This window comes from Streptomyces sp. NPDC026500, assembly GCF_055567635.1.
Genome location: NZ_JBVHQB010000021.1, coordinates 1 through 18218 on the forward strand (window position 1 = coordinate 1; position 18218 = coordinate 18218).

Below are 18218 nucleotides of genomic sequence, written 5' to 3' on the forward strand. Positions count from 1 at the left end.
ACCCTGGTCGAGCTGTTCGGTCTGGCCCGCGAGCTCAACATCGACGCCGAGGGCATCGACATGGGCCCGTCCCCCACGGACGCCGCCCTTGCCGCCGATCTCGCGCTGCCGATCGAGGAGCTGGAGCTCACGGTCCGCTCGTACAACTGCCTCAAGCGTGAGGGCATCCACTCCGTGGGTGAGCTCGTCGCCCGCTCCGAGGCCGACCTCCTGGACATCCGCAACTTCGGCGCGAAGTCCATCGACGAGGTCAAGGCGAAGCTGGCCGGCATGGGCCTGGCCCTCAAGGACAGCCCGCCCGGATTCGACCCGACCGCCGCCGCCGACGCCTTCGGCGCCGACGACGACGCGGACGCGGGTTTCGTGGAGACCGAGCAGTACTGAGCCAGTACTGGGACGGCTTCCGTCCTCCGGGGTCCTTCGGGACCCCGGATCTTCGACGGGCAATCGCCCGCTCGGACACTGTCCCCGGTACCTGATACGGCCGGGGCAGACACCTAGGAGAAACAATGCCGAAGCCCGCCAAGGGTGCCCGTCTGGGCGGCAGCGCCGCGCACGAGAAGCTGCTCCTCGCGAACCTCGCGAAGTCGCTCTTCGAGCACGGCCGCATCACCACCACCGAGGCCAAGGCCCGTCGCCTGCGTCCCTACGCGGAGCGTCTGGTCACCAAGGCGAAGAAGGGTGACCTTCACAACCGCCGTCAGGTGCTCTCGGTGATCACGGACAAGAGCATCGTGCACACGCTCTTCACCGAGATCGGCCCGCGTTACGAGAACCGCCCGGGTGGCTACACCCGTATCACCAAGATCGGTAACCGCCGTGGCGACAACGCGCCCATGGCTGTCATCGAGCTGGTGGAGGCCCTGACCGTGGCCCAGCAGGCCACCGGTGAGGCCGAGGCGGCCACCAAGCGTGCCGCCAAGGAGACCGAGGCCCCGGCCAAGGTCGAGGACACCAAGGTCGAGGACGCCGCTGAGGCTCCCGCCGAGGAGTCGAAGGACGCCTGAGGCACTGCCTTGCTGTGAGCGGGTCCGTCCCTTCGGGGGCGGGCCCGCTTTCGCGTTGCCGGGGAGGAACCCGGTGCTGAGAGGATCTAGGTGTGAGTGACGAAGCGGAGCCCGGGTTCGTACGGGTGCGGTTGGACCTGTCGTACGACGGGAGCGAGTTCTCCGGATGGGCCAAGCAGGCCGGGGGACGCAGGACCGTGCAGGGCGAGATCGAGGACGCGCTGCGGACGGTGACGCGGACGAAGGACACCACGTACGAGCTGACGGTGGCCGGGCGGACCGACGCCGGGGTGCACGCGCGCGGGCAGGTGGCCCACGTCGACCTCCCCGAGGAGCTGTGGGCCGAGCATCGGGAGAAGCTGCTGAAGCGGCTCGCCGGGCGGCTCGCGAAGGACGTACGGGTGTGGTCGCTCACCGAGGCGCCGGCCGGTTTCAACGCGCGGTTCTCCGCGATCTGGCGGCGCTACGCCTATCGCGTCACCGACGAACCCGGCGGCGTCGACCCGCTGTTGCGCAGTCATGTCCTGTGGCACGACTGGCCGTTGGACGTGGACGCCATGAACGTGGCGGCCGAACGGCTGCTGGGGGAGCACGACTTCGCCGCCTACTGCAAGAAGCGCGAGGGCGCGACGACCATCCGTACGCTCCAGGAACTGAGCCTGGTACGCGGTGAGGACGGTGTCATCACCGCCACGGTGCGGGCCGACGCCTTCTGCCACAACATGGTGCGGTCGCTGATCGGGGCCCTGCTGTTCGTGGGGGACGGGCACCGCGGGCCCGAGTGGCCGGGGAAGGTGCTCGCCGCCGGCGTACGGGACTCGGCCGTTCATGTCGTACGGCCGCACGGGCTGACGCTCGAAGAAGTCGGTTACCCCGCGGACGAGTTGCTGGCCGCGCGGAACAAGGAGGCCCGGAACAAGCGGGCGTTGCCGGGTGCGGGCGGGTGCGAGACCTGCTGACACCTGCGCGTGTTCGCCGGGCGCGGAGCCTCGACCGGGAGTGCCTCGACCGGCAGAGCCTCGGCTGGCAGTGCCTCGACCGAGGGCGCTTCAACTGCCGAGTGCCGGGATCCACTTGATGACCGTGGACGGTCGCGGGTGACCCGGCGAGGGCGGCGGAGCGGGGCGGCGGCCGGTGTTCGTCGGCCGCCGCCCGGAACCGCTACTGGTTGGCCGCGGCCGATGCCTGGGCCTGGCCCCGCCGGCTGATCTGACGGAAGGCGAACTCCGCGAGATCGTCGCCGGTCGTGAACACCGCGGTGTCCTTCGCCGTCACGTCCTTGCCGTTGGTGAAACCGGCGAGGGTGAAGTAGGCGTAACGGCCGTAGGCGTTGGTGGTCGAACGGCAGACGGCCGAATCGCAGAACGCCTTGATGCCGTTGCCGGGGAGCGAGGCGATGATGCTCTTGTTGTCCGCGTCGGCCTTGGCCTTGTTGGCCTTCGCCTCGGTGTCGAAGACCGCGACGCCGACCGTCACCGCCACCCCGTCCTTGACGTAGGTGACGCGCAGGAAACGGGTGCAGCCGTCCTTGGTGAGGACCGGTGGCAGCGTGCCCTTGGCGGCCGAGGCGCAGTTCTTCGTGTCGGCCGTCGGACCCTTGCGGTACACGCGGTCGCCCATGGTGAGCTGCGTACCGGGGAAGAGGATGTCCGGGCTCAGCGGCGCCGTGTCCTTCTGCGCGCTGGCTATGAACTGCTTCGGATCCAGCGGCGGCGGAGCCGAGGTCGGCGCGAAGGACGGAGCGGGAGTCGTGGCGCCCGGGATGTCCGCGCTGGCGGGCAGTTTGGACGGCTCGTTCCCCGCCTGATTGTTCCCGTTCGCGTTGGCGACGGCCATGGCCACGGCCGCGCCGACCGCGACGGTGGCCAGCGCCCCGCCCACGATGAACAGCACTTTGCGGCGCCTGTTGCGCGTTTCGGAAGCCTCTGCCATTGCGGCCCAGTCGGGATTCCCGCCGGACCGCTGATTGCCCCACTGAGGCGGTTGCTGAGACCCCGGCTTCCAGGGGTCCCACGGGGGCTGCCCCTGCCCACCCTGCCCATAACTCATGCGCCGCATCTTAGACGGGCGTTGGGGGGTGCCGGTCCGCTCCACCGGGCACTTGAGCCCCTAGCGTGATCTGACTGCGGATGGGCAAAAGTGACATCTCCGGGTGGTTGGTACGTAGGGCCTCCTGGCATGCGTGGGCGGTGTCGGGTGCGGTGCTCTGCGTGCATGCCGTGGAGGTCGCGCGCGACACCGCGACAGGCGGGACGGAGCACGCGATCGTCGTACGGGCCGCGCGCACCTGGCTGGATGGCGGCTCGCCCCACGCAGACCGGCGCTTCCTCTATTTCCTGAGCGCGGTGCTCGCCGCGGTGCGTGACGGCCGCCGCGGCGCTGCCTCTCGCCCTGCTGCAGGCCGCGCGGGGGCGGCGGGGGTGGGCCGGTGTGGTCGTCGGCGCGCTCCTCGCCCTGAAGCCGCTGCTCGCGCCGGGCGGCGCCGCTCTTCCTCTTCGCGCGCCGCCGGCGCGGGCCGGCCGTGGTGGTCCTGGTGCCGGCCCCGGGGCGGCACTGCTGATGCCCGATCCTGCGGCGTTCGTCACACGGACGCTGCCGTTTCCGCTGCGGAGCCGTGATCGATTCGTACGCCTTTACGAAGCTTCTCCGGTGGCGGTGCCGCCGCGGCTCGGGGTGCCGTCCTGGGTGGCGGTGCCGCTCGCCTGCGCGGCGGCGGGTGCCGGGGTCCTGGGCGCGTGACGCCGCTGGTCGGGCGGTGTTCCCGGGCCCCTGCGGCTCGTTGGGGCCGCGGTGCCGCTGATGCTCTCGGCGTTCCTGGTGCCCCGGCCGTCGTACGACCACTGTCTGCTCGTCGTGGTGCCGCTGCTGCTCGCGGGGCTGCCGTATCCCGGTTCGGCGGCCCGTGGGCCCTCGTTCCGGCCGGCTCTGGTGTCGCAGGCGCCCGGCGCCGAGGGGCCCAGGCCGGAAGCGCAGTCCCGGCGTTCCGTCCGGGACTGCTTTACCCTGTGTATTGACTGCATCGGTGGCGCTCCGGCGTCCCCGGCATCTGCCGCTCGGCGGCCCCGACCACTTCGTCGCTCCGCGGCAGGGACGACGGGCGACGAGGGTGTGAGCACTCGCGTTTTGACCCTTCCGGGGCCGCGCGGGTAAGCTTGCAGTTCGTTATGTGTATTGGCTTGCTCATTCTCACGTGAGGGGCCCTTACACCGGTCCACCGGGGCTGATGACCAGCGACCAGCACGCGGTATGCGTCACCGCAGTGCGGTCAAGGCTGTCGTGATCGTCCGTGGTGGCCATGTCAGGACCCACTCACTGAAGAAGCGAAGGCTACGACCGTGCGTACGTACAGCCCCAAGCCCGGCGACATCACTCGCCAGTGGTACGTCATCGACGCCCAGGATGTCGTCCTGGGTCGTCTGGCGACCACTGCTGCGAACATTCTGCGCGGCAAGCACAAGCCGATCTACGCGCCCCACGTCGATGCTGGTGACTTCGTCATCATCATCAACGCCGACAAGGTGCACCTCTCCGGCAACAAGAAGACCCAGAAGCTGGCGTACCGCCACTCCGGTTACCCGGGTGGTCTGCGCTCCGTCCGTTACGACGAGCTGCTGGCGAAGAACCCCGAGAAGGCCGTCGAGAAGGCCATCAAGGGCATGGTTCCCAAGAACACCCTGGGCCGTCAGGTGCTCTCGAAGCTGAAGGTCTACGCGGGCGAGAACCACCCGCACGCTGCGCAGCAGCCGGTCCCGTTCGAGATCACCCAGGTCGCGCAGTAGTTCCGGCCACCCCCTAAGACGAAAAAGAATCTGAGGAGAATCGTGGCCGAGACCACCGTTGAGCAGCCGGTCGAAGAGACTGAGACCGAGCTTGTCGACATCGAGAGCTACACCAGCGAGTCCGAGGTGCCCGTCGAGGGCGAGTACACCTCCGAGTCGCTCGCCGGCCGCTTCGGCGACCCGCAGCCGGCCGCCGGCCTGGGCCGTCGCAAGAACGCCATCGCCCGCGTCCGGATCGTCCCGGGCACCGGCAAGTGGAAGATCAACGGTCGCACCCTTGAGGACTACTTCCCCAACAAGGTGCACCAGCAGGAAGTCAACGAGCCCTTCAAGGTGCTCGAGCTCGACAACCGCTACGACGTCATCGCCCGCATCTCGGGTGGCGGCGTCTCGGGTCAGGCCGGTGCCCTGCGCCTCGGCGTGGCCCGCGCGCTGAACGAGGCCGACGTGGACAACAACCGCGGCGCCCTCAAGAAGGCCGGCTTCCTCAAGCGCGACGACCGTGCGGTCGAGCGCAAGAAGGCCGGTCTCAAGAAGGCCCGTAAGGCCCCGCAGTACAGCAAGCGTTAATCTTCGCCGCTTGTTTCTGCGCGTAGTACGCGTAGCTCCGAACGCCCCGGCTGCACGCCACAGTGCCGCCGGGGCGTTCGTTTATCACAGTGGTTGGGCGTATAACGGCACAAGGTGCTCAAAGGCTCATGTGATCGGATGACCTCCGTATCCTCGGGGGACTTCCGTACTCTGCAGCTTTCTCAGGAGGACAAGTGGGACGACTCTTCGGCACGGACGGCGTGCGCGGTGTCGCCAACGCGGATCTGACGGCCGAGCTCGCGCTCGGGCTTTCCGTGGCAGCGGCGCACGTACTCGCCGAGGCGGGCACGTTCGCAGGCCACCGGCCCGTGGCCGTGGTCGGGCGGGATCCGCGCGCGTCCGGGGAGTTCCTGGAGGCCGCCGTGGTCGCCGGCCTCGCCAGCGCGGGCGTGGACGTCCTGCGCGTCGGCGTGCTGCCCACCCCGGCGGTGGCCTATCTCACCGGGGCGCTCGGCGCCGACCTCGGTGTGATGCTCTCCGCCAGCCACAACGCCATGCCCGACAACGGCATCAAGTTCTTCGCCCGTGGCGGGCACAAGCTCGCCGACGAGCTGGAGGACCGGATCGAGGGCGTCTACGAGGAGCACCGCACCGGCGCTCCCTGGGACCGCCCGACCGGCTCCGGGGTCGGCCGGGTGAACTCGTACGACCAGGGCTTCGACCAGTACGTCGCCCACCTCATGGGCGTCCTCCCGAACCGCCTCGACGGTCTGAAGGTCGTCCTCGACGAGGCGCACGGCGCGGCCGCCCGGGTCTCGCCCGAGGCCTTCGCGCTGGCCGGTGCCGAGATCATCACGATCGGCGCGGAGCCCGACGGGCTCAACATCAACGACGGTTGCGGCTCCACCCACCTGGAGCTTCTCAAGGCCGCCGTCGTCGAGCACGGTGCCGACCTCGGCATCGCGCACGACGGCGACGCCGACCGCTGCCTCGCCGTGGACCACACGGGCGACGAGATCGACGGCGACCAGATTTTGGCCGTTCTCGCGCTGGCGATGCGGGAGCGTTCCGCACTGCGCTCCGACACCGTTGTCGCGACGGTCATGTCCAACCTGGGGTTCAAGCTCGCCATGGAGCGCGAGGGCCTCGCCTTCGTCCAGACGGGGGTCGGCGACCGCTACGTCCTTGAGGAGATGAAGCGGCACGGCTACGCCCTCGGCGGCGAGCAGTCCGGGCACGTCATCATCCTCGACCACGCCACCACCGGCGACGGCACGCTGACCGGCCTGCTGCTCGCCGCCCGGGTCGCGCAGACCGGCCGTACGCTCCGGGACCTCGCCTCGGTCATGGAGCGGCTGCCGCAGGTCCTCATCAACGTGCCCGACGTCGACCGCTCGCGGGTGAACACCTCCCCCGAGCTGGCCACCGCGGTGGCCGACGCCGAGCACGAACTCGGCACCACCGGACGGGTGCTGCTGCGCCCCTCCGGCACCGAGCCGCTCGTCCGCGTCATGGTCGAGGCCGCCGACATCGAGCACGCCCGTTCGGTGGCCGCCCGTCTCGCCGACGCGGTGAAGTCGGCGCTCGGCTAGTTCTGCGCCTGAACGCGTGAGGCCCGGCACCCCAGGGGTGCCGGGCCTCACGGCTGTGCGCGGCGCCGCCGCCAGGGCGGCCTTTTACCGGGCGGGGTCCGGCCGGGCGACCTGCCGCTTGCGCTGCATCGCCCAGAACCACTTCTGGGTGAGCAGTGTGAGCGTGCCGGCCACCACGATGCCGAGCAGGTTGAACAGCAGCTGCTTGGTGGATCCCCAGGTCTGGGCGTAGTCCGTGTAGCTGAGGGCCACGGCGGCGTTCGCGGCGGCCGGGACCGTGGTCACCGAGATGGCGACGCCGATCAGGGCGCCCGACTTGGCGGACGTGAGGGACAGCGTCCCGGCGATTCCGGCGAGGAACGCCACCACGAACGACATCCAGTCCGGCTTCCAGATGAACGCCGTGTTCGGCCGGGCCGCCTCCACCATGGACTTGTCGAACAGCCCGAAGACGTCCATCAGCCAGCTGAAGCCCGCGGTCATGACCATCGCCGCCGCGAAACCGGCGAGCAGCGCCCACAGCGACCGCCACACCAGCTGCGGGGCCCGCTGCACCAGCGCCGTGCAGATGCCGGCCAGCGGCCCGAACTCCGGGCCCACGGCCATCGCGCCGACGATCAGGATCGCGTTGTCCAGCATCACGCCGCAGGCCGCCAGCATCGTGGCCACGGTGAGGAACGCGAGATAGGTGACGTTGAGCGTCGACTCCTCGTGCGTCGCGTCCCGCAGCTGCTCCCACAGCACCGCGTCCGCGCCCTCGCCCGGGGCCTCCTCCTCCGCCTCGTCGGCCCGCGTCGACAGCGACAGCTCGATGGTCTCGACGGCGATCGACCCGGTCCGGTCGAGCCCCGACTCCCGCAACGCGCCGATGAGTTCGTCGCCCGCCTCGCGCGCGACGTCGCACATCACGACATCGCCCGCCGGATTGCGGGCGACACCCGGGAGCACGACGAGGTGCGTGGTACCGACCGTCTTCTCGATCAGGCGTACTACGTCGTCGGTCCGGTCGGCGGGAGTGATCAGGCGCAGGTGCAGCATGGCCGCAGACTAGTCGTCCGTCTGGGACTGCCGTAGGGGCGGTTGTACGAGGCCGCCGGGCAGGGCGGTCGCGCCGGACGCCCGTCCGGGACTACAGCTTGCGCAGGCTGAGACGCTGGACCTTGTGGTCCGGGCCCTTGCGCACGACGAGGGTCGCCCGGCCGCGGGTCGGGGCCACGTTCTCCAGCAGGTTCGGCTTGTTGATGGTGCGCCAGGTCGTACGGGCGTAGTCGAGGGCCTCCTCCTCCGAGACCTGGGTGTACCTGCGGAAGTACGAGTCGGACTTCTGGAAGGCCGTCGCGCGCAGCTTGCTGAAGCGGTTCAGGTACCAGCGCTCGATGTCCTCGGGGCGGGCGTCGACGTACACACTGAAGTCGAAGTAGTCCGCGAGGCCGACGCGGGTGCGGCCGTCCTTGCCGGGCAGCGCCGGCTGCAGCACGTTCAGGCCCTCGACGATGAGGATGTCGGGGCGGCGGACCGTGAGCCGCTCGCCGGGCACGATGTCGTAGATCAGGTGCGAGTAGACGGGTGCCGTCACCTCGTCCTTGCCCGCCTTGATGTCGGCGACGAACCGGGTCAGGGCCCGGCGGTCGTACGACTCGGGGAAGCCCTTGCGGGACATCAGGCCGCGCGCTTCGAGCGCCTTGGTCGGGAGCAGGAAGCCGTCCGTGGTGACCAGTTCGACGCGGGGGTGCTCGGGCCAGCGGGAGAGGAGGGCCTGGAGCAGCCGCGCGACGGTGGACTTGCCGACGGCCACGGAACCGGCGACGCCTATGACGAACGGGGTCCCGGACTGCGAGCCCTTCTCGCCGAGGAAGGTGTTCAGCGCGCCTCTGAGCCCGTCAGTGGCGCCGATGTACAGATTCAGCAGTCTGGACAGCGGCAGATAGATGTCCCGTACCTCGTCGAGGTCGATGACATCGCCCAGGCCGCGCAGCTTCTCGACCTCCTCGGCGTTCAGCGGGAGCGGCGTCTTTTCACGCAGCGCGCTCCACTCGGCACGAGTGAGGTCGACGTAGGGAGTCGCCTCCGGCTTTGACCGGTGGGCGCTCCGCGGCAACGAGGAGACCGGAGAGATCACAGTCCATTGTTACGGGAGTATGGCCGGGATGGAGGGTGGGGTCCGTCACGCCGGGTGACGCGGGAGGGGTCCGGGGAGCCCGGCGGCCGCCGCCAAGGGCGCCAGAATTTCCGATATCGGGCACGGTGAGCCTGATTCGGACGGGCGGCGAACCGTACGCTGCCGCCATGTGCGGAATCGTGGGTTATGTGGGGTCGCAGTCGGCGCTCGACGTGGTGATGGCCGGACTGAAGAGGCTCGAGTACCGGGGTTACGACTCGGCGGGTGTCGCCGTCCTGGCGGACGGGGGGCTCGCCGTCGCGAAGAGGGCCGGGAAACTGGTCAACCTGGAGAAGGAACTGGGCAGTCGGCCGCTGCCGGCCGGAACGACAGGGATCGGGCACACCCGCTGGGCCACCCACGGGGGACCCACGGACACCAATGCCCATCCGCACCTCGACAACGCGGGCCGGGTCGCCGTCGTCCACAACGGCATCATCGAGAACTTCGCCCTGCTCCGCGCCGAACTGGCCGAACGGGGCCACGACCTGGCCTCCGAGACGGACACCGAGGTGGTCGCCCATCTGCTCGCCGAGGAGTTCTCCTCGTGCGCGGACCTGGCGGAGGCGATGCGGCTGGTGTGCCGACGCCTGGAGGGGGCGTTCACGCTGGTCGCGGTGGACGCCGACGATCCGGACGTGGTCGTGGGGGCGCGCCGGAACTCGCCGCTGGTGGTCGGCATCGGCGAGGGGGAGGCCTTTCTCGCCTCGGACGTCGCCGCGTTCATCGCCCACACCCGGTCGGCGATCGAACTGGGGCAGGACCAGGTGGTCGAGCTGCGCCGCGACGGTGTGACCGTCACCGGGTTCGACGGCAGCCCCGCCGAGGTCCGCTCTTACCACGTCGACTGGGACGCGTCGGCGGCGGAGAAGGGCGGCTACGACTACTTCATGCTCAAGGAGATCGCCGAGCAGCCCAAGGCGGTCGCCGACACCCTGCTGGGGCGGATCGACGCGGCCGGCTCGCTGACGCTCGACGAGGTGCGCATCCCGGTCCAGGTGCTGCGCGAGGCCGACAAGGTCGTCATCGTCGCCTGCGGGACCGCCTTCCACGCCGGGCTGATCGCCAAGTACGCCATCGAGCACTGGACGCGCATCCCGTGCGAGGTGGAGCTGGCCAGCGAGTTCCGCTACCGGGACCCGATCCTGGACCGCCGTACGCTCGTCATCGCGATCTCGCAGTCCGGCGAGACCATGGACACGCTGATGGCGCTGCGGCACGCCCGCGAGCAGGGCGCGAGGGTGCTGGCGATCTGCAACACCAACGGCTCGACGATCCCGCGCGAGTCCGACGCGGTGCTCTACACGCACGCCGGCCCCGAGGTCGCCGTCGCCTCCACCAAGGCGTTCCTGACCCAGCTCGTGGCCTGCTACCTGGTGGCGCTGTACCTGGGCCAGGTGCGCGGCACCAAGTGGGGCGACGAGATCCAGGCCGTGATCCGGGAGCTGTCCCGCATCTCCCGCGAGGTCGAGCGGGTCCTGGAGACCATGGAGCCGGTACGGGAGCTCGCGCGCTCCCTCGCCCACAAGGACACGGTGCTGTTCCTCGGGCGGCACGTGGGCTATCCGGTCGCGCTCGAAGGCGCCCTGAAACTCAAGGAGTTGGCGTACATGCACGCCGAGGGCTTCGCGGCGGGGGAGCTGAAGCACGGTCCGATCGCGCTGATCGAGGAGGACATGCCGGTCGTCGTCGTGGCCCCCTCGCCACGCGGGCGCTCGGTCCTGCACGACAAGATCGTCTCCAACATCCAGGAGATCCGGGCCCGGGGCGCCCGCACGATCGTCATCGCGGAGGAGGGCGACGAGGCGGTCGTCCCGTACGCCGACCACCTCATCCGTATCCCGGCCACACCCACCCTCCTCCAGCCGCTGGTGTCCACGGTCCCCCTCCAGGTGTTCGCCTGCGAACTGGCCACGGCCCGCGGCAACGAGGTGGACCAGCCGCGCAACCTGGCGAAGTCGGTGACGGTGGAGTGAGCGGCGCCGCAGCGTGAGGCCGTGCCGCGGCCCCGCCCTCTAGGGTGCGGACATGAGCATCATCGGGGTCGGTATCGACGTGGCCGAGATCGATCGGTTCCGGGTGTCGCTGGAGCGGACGCCCGGGCTGGCCGAACGTCTTTTCGTGGAGCGTGAGTTGCTGCTTCCCAGCGGTGACCGGCGGGGCATGGCCTCGCTCGCGGCCCGCTTCGCGGCGAAGGAGGCGCTCGCCAAGGCGCTGGGCGCCCCGGCGGGACTGCACTGGACGGACGCCGAGGTCTATGTGGAGGACAGCGGCCAGCCGCGGCTGCGCGTGAAGGGCACGGTGGCGGCCCGAGCGGCCGAACTGGGCGTTCGTTCCTGGCATGTGTCGCTCAGTCACGACGCGGGGGTGGCCTCGGCGGTGGTGGTGGCGGAGGGGTAGCCGGGCGGCGGCGCGGGGCCGGGCGGTCCTGCCCGGCCCGGCTCCGCGCCGCGTCCTGCCCGGCTCCGCGCCGCGTCCTGCCCGGCTCCGCGCCGCGTCCTGCCCGGCCCGGCTCCGCGCCGCGTCCTGCCCGGCCCGGCCCTGTGCCGTGTCCCGCCCGGCTCCGCGACACCTTCTGCCCGGCTCCGCCCCGTGCGGTGTCCCGCCCGGCTAGCGGTCTGGACGTCGCCCTTGCCGATGAAGCCGGTGCCCGTGGCGGGGTCGTAGCCGGTCGCCGCCGCTGTTCCGCGCCGCGTCCTGCTCGGCTCTGTTCCGCGCCGCGTCCTGCCAATCCCGCCGCGCTGCGCTCCGCTGTGCTCTGCCGCGCCGCTCCGCCGCGCCGCGCTCCGCTCCGGCCAAAGGCGGCGCCGCACCGGGAGGTGTCCTGGATGGGGCGCACGGTGGGGGGCGGTGCGGGAGACTCGGCAGCATGCGTACTGCGTACAGCGTGGAGACAGTGAGGGCCGCCGAGCGGGAGTTGATGGCACGGCTCCCCGAGGGGGCGTTGATGCAGCGGGCGGCCGCCGGGCTCGCCGCCGCCTGCGCGGATCTGCTGGGCCGGGTGTACGGCCGCCGGGTGGTGCTTCTGGTGGGCAGCGGGGACAACGGCGGCGACGCCCTGTACGCGGGGGCGCGCCTCGCCCGGCGCGGCGCCGGCGTCACCGCGGTGCTGCTCGCCCCCGAACGGACCCATCCGGGGGGACTGGCGGCGCTGTTGCGCGCCGGCGGCACCTCGGCCGCGCCCGGCGCCGCCGAACCGCTCCTGCGGCGGGCCGATCTCGTCGTGGACGGCATCGTCGGGATCGGCGGCAAGGGCGGCCTGCGGCCGGATGCCGCACGGCTCGCCGAACTCGCGCACGCGTCCCGTGCCGCCGTCGTCGCCGTCGACCTCCCGAGCGGGGTCGAGGCGGACACCGGAGAGGTGCTCGGCGCGGCCGTCCGCGCCGACCTCACCGTCACCTTCGGCACCCACAAGCCGGGGCTGCTCGTCGACCCGGCGCGCGGGTACGCCGGTTCCGTACGCCTCGTCGACATCGGGCTCGACCTGCCGGACCCGGCGGATCTGGAGGCTCTCCAGCACGCCGACGTCGCGGCCCGGCTGCCCCTGCCGGGCGCGGAGAGCGACAAGTACCGGCGCGGGGTCGTCGGGATCGCCGCGGGGTCCGCCCGCTACCCCGGAGCCGCGGTGCTCGCCGTGTCCGGGGCGCTGCGGGGCGGCGCCGGGGCGGTGCGGTACGTCGGGCCCGCCGCGGACGCCGTCATCGCGCGCTTTCCCGAGACGCTGGTGTCCGACAAGGGGCCGTCGAAGGCGGGCCGGGTCCAGGCCTGGGTGGTGGGACCCGGGGCCGGGGACGACGCCTCGGCGGTCGGGGAGGTGCTGGACGCGGACGTGCCGGTGCTGGTGGACGCGGACGGGCTGCGGCTCGCCGAGCGGGGGGTCGTGCGGGCCCGCAGCGCGCCGACGCTGATGACCCCGCACGCCGGGGAGGCCGCCGCGCTGCTCGGGGTCGCCCGGGAGGCGGTGGAGGAGGCCCGGCTCGCTTCCGTACGGGAGCTCGCGGGGCTGTACGGGGCGACCGTGCTGCTCAAGGGGGCGACGACACTCGTCGCCGATCCCGTGGGCGGGGCGGTGCGTGTCAACGCCACGGGGACGGCGTGGCTGGCCACCGCCGGGAGCGGGGACGTGCTGTCGGGGCTGGCGGGGTCGCTGCTGGCGGCGGGGCTCTCCGCGCTCGACGCGGGAAGTGTCGCCGCGTATCTGCACGGACTCGCCGGGCGCTTCGCGGCGGACGGCGCGCCCGCCGGCGCGCACGACGTGGCCGCCGCCATCCCGGAAGCCTGGCGCGACACCCTCGACTGACCACCGCCCCACGAGGCTCGGCCCTCGCGGTCCGTCGGCCACGAGGTTCACCCCCTCGGCGTCCGCGGTCCCGCACAGGGCTCGTCCGCGGGTGTGGTGCGGGCCGGGGACCGGGCGGCGGACGCGTTGCCCGGATCGGGGGACCCTTTCCGCGCGGCTCACCCGGGGGCGGCGCGTCGTTGCGTATGGCTGTTCGCATGATGAGCAGACGAAAGGTGTGCCGGGGGTTCGCGGTGCTGCTGGCGGTGGTGGTGGCCGTGCCCGCGGGGACGGCGGCGGCCGCGTCCGCGCCGCCGCTGCCCGCCGTCGGCCCCGTCGGCCCCGTCGGCCAGTCGCTGCCCGGTGCGGCGAGAGGACCGCATCCGTCCTGGCAGGGCGAGACCTTGGGCCGCCCGGTGCCGCCACCGGCCGTGGACACGTCCACCGCCCGGGAGGACGAGCGGGAGGCGCGGGACGCGCCCGAGGACACCGGTGCACCGATCACGTACGCGCCGTTCGGGGAGGCCGTCGCCCGTCCGGCGGCGTGCGGCGGGCGCAGGGGCCCGTACCAGCGGCAGGCCGAGCGGTGGCTGAAGCTGAGGGTGGACGGGAAGCAGTCGGCGGCCGACTGCCGGGCCATCCGTGCCTTCCAGAAGAAGCACGGCATCGAGCCGGTCACCGGAATCGCCGGACCGTTGACCTGGGCCCGCATGCGGATGCTGTCCGCCCGGAGCGCCCCGCACGTCACCCGCGGCTGCCCGGCCCGTTCCTACCGGGTCGCCTGTGTCGACCTCACCCACAAGATCACCTGGGTGCAGCAACGCGGCAGGACCCTGTACGGGCCGGTGCCGATGCGCAGCGGCGGGGCGGGACACCGCACCAGGACCGGCTGGTTCAGGATCTTCTGGAAGCACCGGTACCACTGGTCGACCCTGTACAACACCCCCATGCCGTACGCCCAGTTCTTCAGCGGCGGGCAGGCCTTCCACGCCGTCTACGGAAGCATCCGCACGGTCGGCGGTTCGATGGGCTGCGTGAATCTGCGGCTCGCCGACGCCCGCGCGCTCTGGAAGGTGCTCAGGACGCGCGACCGCGTGTACGTGTGGGGCCGGAGGCCCGGCAGCTAGGGCGGATCGAGCGGACGGGTCCCGTTGCCGTCGCAGCGCCCGGAGCGGCCCCCGGGCCCGTCCCGGGGGCCGGTGCCGGAAGGCTGTCGTTCGCCTCTGAGAGACTGGGGCGCGATGACAGAGACAGCACACCCGCGGACGGCACCCCTGCGCGCCCGCGCCGAGATCGATCTGGCCGCCCTGCGAGCCAACGTGCGGACCCTGCGTGCCCACGCGCCGACCGCGGCCGTGATGGCCGTGGTCAAGTCCGACGCGTACGGCCACGGCGCGGTCCCGTGTGCCCGCGCGGCGCGCGAGGCGGGCGCCACCTGGCTCGGCACGGCCACCCCGGAGGAGGCGCTCGCACTGCGGGCGGCCGGCCTGCCGGGGCGCATCATGTGCTGGCTCTGGACCCCCGGCGGCCCCTGGGCCGAGGCCATCGAGGCCGACGTCGACGTGTCGGTCAGCGGGATGTGGGCGCTGCGGGAGGCCGTGGCGGCCGCCGAGGCCGTCGGCTCGCCCGCCCGGGTGCAGCTCAAGGCCGACACCGGCCTCGGACGCGGCGGCTGCCAGCCCGCCGACTGGCCGGAGCTCGTCGCCGAGGCCCTGGGCGCCGAGGCCCGCGGGCTGATCACCGTCACCGGGCTCTGGTCGCACTTCGCCTGCGCCGACGAGCCGGGGCACCCCTCGATCCAGGCCCAGCTCGCGCTCTTCCGCGAGATGGTGGCGTACGCCGAGGAGCAGGGGCTGCGCCCCGAGGTGCGGCACATCGCCAACTCGCCCGCGACGCTGACCCTCCCCGAGAGCCACTTCGACCTCGTACGGACCGGGATCGCGGTCTACGGGATCTCGCCGAGCCCGGAGCTCGGCACCCCGGCCGACTTCGGACTGCGTCCGGTCATGACGCTGAGCGCGTCGCTCTCGCTGGTGAAGCACGCTCCGGCGGGCCACGGCGTGAGCTACGGCCATCACTACGTCACCCCCGGCGAGACCACCCTCGGCCTCGTCCCCGTCGGCTACGCGGACGGCATCCCGCGGCACGCCTCCGGCACCGGCCCTGTCCTGATCGGCGGCAAGTGGCGTACGGTCGCGGGCCGGGTCGCGATGGACCAGTTCGTCGTCGACCTCGGCGGTGACCAGCCGGAGCCCGGCGCCCGGGCGGTCCTGTTCGGGCCCGGCGACGGCGGCGAGCCCACCGCCGAGGACTGGGCGCGCGCGGCGGGCACGATCGCGTACGAAATCGTCACGCGCATCGGAACCCGCGTTCCGCGCGTCTACGTGAATGTGAAAGAGGAACAAGGCGGGTAACACCCCTTAGCCGAACAGGCGCGCGGGCCCGGCGAGCGGCGGGCCGCACACGGTGGACGAGAGCCGCACCGACGCGCGCACAGACACAGCCACAGCCACAGACAAAGCCAACAGCCGACAGCCGGAGCGAAGAGGAGCGGGACGTGAGCGAGAGCAGTGCGGAGGTCGTCGTGAGCGCGGCCTCGGCGGCCGCCGCCTCCGCCGGGAACTGGCGCAAGGCCGGAGTCGCCGGCGCCGCGATAGGCGTGGTCGCGGCGGGCGCCGCGGCCGGAGTCGCGATCGAGCGGCTCACCGTCGGCCGCGGCATGCGCAAGAAGGCGCGCCTCGCCCTCGACTCGACCGGCCCGTACGGCTCGCTGCGCGGCACGCCCGGCAAGGCCTACGCCGACGACGGCACCGAGCTGTACTACGAGGTCGACGAGGCCGAGCCGGAGGCCTCGCTCGCCCCGCGCCGGCGCAGGCTCTTCGGCCGCAAGGCCCCCGCCCCCGTCACCGTCGTCTTCAGCCACGGCTACTGCCTCAACCAGGACTCCTGGCACTTCCAGCGCGCCGCGCTGCGCGGTGTCGTGCGCACGGTGCACTGGGACCAGCGCAGTCACGGGCGGTCCGGGCGGGGTGTCGCCCAGCTGGAGGACCGGAAGCCGGTCACCATCGACCAGCTCGGCCGCGACCTGCTGGCCGTCATCGAGGCGGCGGTGCCCGAGGGCCCGATCGTGCTCGTCGGGCACTCCATGGGCGGTATGACCGTGATGGCGTTCGCCGATCACTTCCCCGAGCTGATCCGCGACCGGGTCGTGGCCGTCGCCCTGGTCGGTACGTCGTCGGGGCGGCTCGGCGAGGTCAACTTCGGGCTGCCCGTCGCGGGCGTCAACGCCGTGCGGCGCGTGCTGCCGGGCGTACTGAAGGCGCTCGGGCAGCAGGCCGCCCTGGTGGAGCGGGGACGGCGGGCCACGGCCGACCTGTTCGCCGGGGTCATCAAGCGGTACTCGTTCGCGAGCCGGGACGTCGATCCGGCCATCGAGCGGTTCGCCGAGCGGATGATCGAGGGCACACCGATCGACGTGGTCGCCGAGTTCTACCCGGCGTTCACCGAGCACGACAAGACCGCCGCGCTCGCCCGTTTCACCGAGATGCCCGTCCTCGTCCTCGCCGGGGTCAAGGACCTGGTGACGCCGAGCGAGCACAGCGAGGCCATCGCCGACCTGCTGCCGGACGCGGAGCTGGTGCTCGTCCCCGACGCGGGACACCTGGTCATGCTGGAGCATCCCGAGGTCGTCATAGACCGCCTCGCCGACCTCCTCATGCGCGCGGGAGCCGTGCCGGCAGGCGCTACCGTTGGCGGCTATGGAAGCACCAGCAGCAGCGCACAACCCGGCTGAGCCCGCCCAGGACGGCGTCGGCGTGCAGATCACCGTCAACTCTCCCGAACAGATGCAGGAGTTGGGCCGCAGACTGGCCAAGCTGCTGCGCGCGGGCGACCTCGTGATGCTGAACGGCGAGCTGGGCGCGGGCAAGACCACGCTGAGCCGCGGACTCGGTGAGGGGCTCGGTGTCCGCGGCGCGGTCACCTCGCCGACCTTCGTCATCGCCCGCGTGCACCCCTCCCTCGGCGACGGACCGCCGCTCGTGCACGTGGACGCGTACCGCCTCGGCGGCGGGCTCGACGAGATGGAGGACCTCGACCTCGACGTCTCGCTCCCCGACTCCGTGATCGTCGTGGAGTGGGGCGAGGGCAAGGTCGAGGAGCTGACCGACGACCGTCTGCACGTCGTCATCCACCGGGCCGTCGGGGACACCACCGACGAGGTGCGCCACGTGACCGTCACGGGACTCGGGCAGCGCTGGGCCGCCACCGACCTGACCGTGCTCGCGGCCTGACGACGACAAGATCGCTGCCTGACGTCCAGACGTTCGCGGCCCGACCGCGCCGACGTTCCCGGCGTCCCCGCGGCGAGCATGCGGCCTGTCCGTGCCGAGCCTGCGGCCCGACCGCGCCGAGCATGCCGCCCGACCGTGCCGAGCTCTCGGCGTCCCCGCGGCGAGCATGCGGCCTGTCCGCGCCGAGCATGCCGCCCGACCGTGCCGAGCTCTCGACGTCCCCGCGGCGAGCATGCGGCCTGTCCGCGCCGAGCATGCCGTCCGACCGTGCCGAGCTCTCGGCGTCTCCGTGCCGAGCTTGCGGCCTGTGCGCGCCGAGCCCGCAGCCTGTCCGCGCCGAGCTCCCGGCCTCTCCGCGGCGAGCGTGTGGCCTGGCCGCGACGAGCTCGCGGCGTCTCCGTGCCGAGCTCGTGGGCTCACCGGGGTCTTCGCGGCGTGGGCGTCTTTCGCTCGTACATTCGGCCAACGTTTCCGACAGGACGTCGGCAAAATATTGCGTTCGGCGTCCCGGCCGTGGTCACATGGACATCAGTACGTAGTTAGGTCTACCTAACCGAGCTTGCCCCCGAAGCCCGAGGAG

At 72.0% G+C, this 18218-nt stretch carries 17 protein-coding genes; 14 read left to right on the plus strand and 3 right to left on the minus strand.

Features of this window, described 5'->3' with window-relative positions:
• The 3 genes from ACZ4N5_RS31515 to truA form a co-directional block, all read left to right on the plus strand.
• A partial coding sequence (locus ACZ4N5_RS31515) for a DNA-directed RNA polymerase subunit alpha C-terminal domain-containing protein (RefSeq protein WP_324612174.1) occupies window positions 1-384 on the plus strand: 384 nt, incomplete at its 5' end.
• Between the two features lie 125 nt (window positions 385-509).
• On the plus strand, window positions 510-1007 hold the full coding sequence (gene rplQ, locus ACZ4N5_RS31520) for a 50S ribosomal protein L17 (RefSeq protein WP_328670906.1): 498 nt from the start codon (window positions 510-512) through the stop codon (window positions 1005-1007).
• 92 nt (window positions 1008-1099) lie between these two features.
• Entirely contained in the window at window positions 1100-1966 is an 867-nt protein-coding gene (gene truA / locus ACZ4N5_RS31525) for a tRNA pseudouridine(38-40) synthase TruA (protein WP_467760441.1), read from the plus strand.
• A 202-nt stretch (window positions 1967-2168) separates the two neighbouring features.
• Here the strand turns inward: truA and ACZ4N5_RS31530 are convergent, their stop codons facing one another.
• The gene (locus ACZ4N5_RS31530) at window positions 2169-3056 is read right to left on the minus strand and encodes a hypothetical protein (protein ID WP_467760442.1); all 888 of its coding nucleotides are present in this window, start codon (window positions 3054-3056) and stop codon (window positions 2169-2171) included.
• A gap of 312 nt (window positions 3057-3368) precedes the next feature.
• On the opposite strand from ACZ4N5_RS31530, the gene ACZ4N5_RS31535 reads away from it, so the two are divergent.
• From ACZ4N5_RS31535 to glmM, 4 genes are all read left to right on the plus strand, one after another.
• Window positions 3369-3746 (plus strand): hypothetical protein, encoded by a 378-nt coding sequence (locus ACZ4N5_RS31535; RefSeq protein WP_467760443.1) that lies wholly within the window; start codon window positions 3369-3371, stop codon window positions 3744-3746.
• A gap of 596 nt (window positions 3747-4342) precedes the next feature.
• On the plus strand, window positions 4343-4786 hold the full coding sequence (gene rplM, locus ACZ4N5_RS31540) for a 50S ribosomal protein L13 (protein WP_168529673.1): 444 nt from the start codon (window positions 4343-4345) through the stop codon (window positions 4784-4786).
• A 42-nt stretch (window positions 4787-4828) separates the two neighbouring features.
• Window positions 4829-5356 carry a 30S ribosomal protein S9 gene (gene rpsI, locus ACZ4N5_RS31545; protein WP_351126548.1) on the plus strand — a complete coding sequence of 176 codons (528 nt, stop codon included), beginning with the start codon at window positions 4829-4831 and terminating at the stop codon, window positions 5354-5356.
• Window positions 5357-5550: 194 nt separating this feature from the next.
• Window positions 5551-6909, plus strand: coding sequence for a phosphoglucosamine mutase (glmM, locus tag ACZ4N5_RS31550; protein ID WP_467760444.1), 1359 nt, complete (start codon window positions 5551-5553; stop codon window positions 6907-6909).
• Between the two features lie 84 nt (window positions 6910-6993).
• Here the strand turns inward: glmM and ACZ4N5_RS31555 are convergent, their stop codons facing one another.
• Together ACZ4N5_RS31555 and coaA are read right to left on the minus strand one after the other, a co-directional pair.
• Window positions 6994-7947 (minus strand): DUF389 domain-containing protein, encoded by a 954-nt coding sequence (locus tag ACZ4N5_RS31555; protein ID WP_467760445.1) that lies wholly within the window; start codon window positions 7945-7947, stop codon window positions 6994-6996.
• Window positions 7948-8038: 91 nt separating this feature from the next.
• Entirely contained in the window at window positions 8039-9028 is a 990-nt protein-coding gene (coaA, locus tag ACZ4N5_RS31560) for a type I pantothenate kinase (protein ID WP_467760446.1), read from the minus strand.
• Window positions 9029-9195: 167 nt separating this feature from the next.
• Between coaA and glmS the strand changes: the two genes are divergently transcribed.
• The 7 genes from glmS (at window position 9196) to tsaE (ending at window position 17638) form a co-directional block, all read left to right on the plus strand.
• The gene (gene glmS / locus ACZ4N5_RS31565) at window positions 9196-11043 is read left to right on the plus strand and encodes a glutamine--fructose-6-phosphate transaminase (isomerizing) (RefSeq protein WP_467760447.1); all 1848 of its coding nucleotides are present in this window, start codon (window positions 9196-9198) and stop codon (window positions 11041-11043) included.
• A 52-nt stretch (window positions 11044-11095) separates the two neighbouring features.
• Complete coding sequence (locus ACZ4N5_RS31570; protein ID WP_467760448.1) at window positions 11096-11467, plus strand: holo-ACP synthase; 372 nt, start codon at window positions 11096-11098, stop codon at window positions 11465-11467.
• 469 nt (window positions 11468-11936) lie between these two features.
• Window positions 11937-13367 (plus strand): NAD(P)H-hydrate dehydratase, encoded by a 1431-nt coding sequence (locus ACZ4N5_RS31575; RefSeq protein ID WP_467760449.1) that lies wholly within the window; start codon window positions 11937-11939, stop codon window positions 13365-13367.
• A 197-nt stretch (window positions 13368-13564) separates the two neighbouring features.
• Entirely contained in the window at window positions 13565-14473 is a 909-nt protein-coding gene (locus ACZ4N5_RS31580; protein ID WP_467760450.1) for a L,D-transpeptidase family protein, read from the plus strand.
• 114 nt (window positions 14474-14587) lie between these two features.
• Window positions 14588-15760, plus strand: a complete 1173-nt coding sequence (gene alr / locus ACZ4N5_RS31585; RefSeq protein ID WP_467760451.1) for an alanine racemase — start codon at window positions 14588-14590, stop codon at window positions 15758-15760.
• A gap of 143 nt (window positions 15761-15903) precedes the next feature.
• Window positions 15904-17139 carry an alpha/beta fold hydrolase gene (locus ACZ4N5_RS31590; RefSeq protein ID WP_467760452.1) on the plus strand — a complete coding sequence of 412 codons (1236 nt, stop codon included), beginning with the start codon at window positions 15904-15906 and terminating at the stop codon, window positions 17137-17139.
• A complete protein-coding gene (tsaE, locus tag ACZ4N5_RS31595; RefSeq protein WP_467760453.1) occupies window positions 17105-17638 on the plus strand; it encodes a tRNA (adenosine(37)-N6)-threonylcarbamoyltransferase complex ATPase subunit type 1 TsaE in 534 nt (177 codons plus the stop codon). The genes ACZ4N5_RS31590 and tsaE overlap by 35 nt, the downstream gene beginning before the upstream one ends.
• Window positions 17639-18218: the final 580 nt, after the last annotated feature.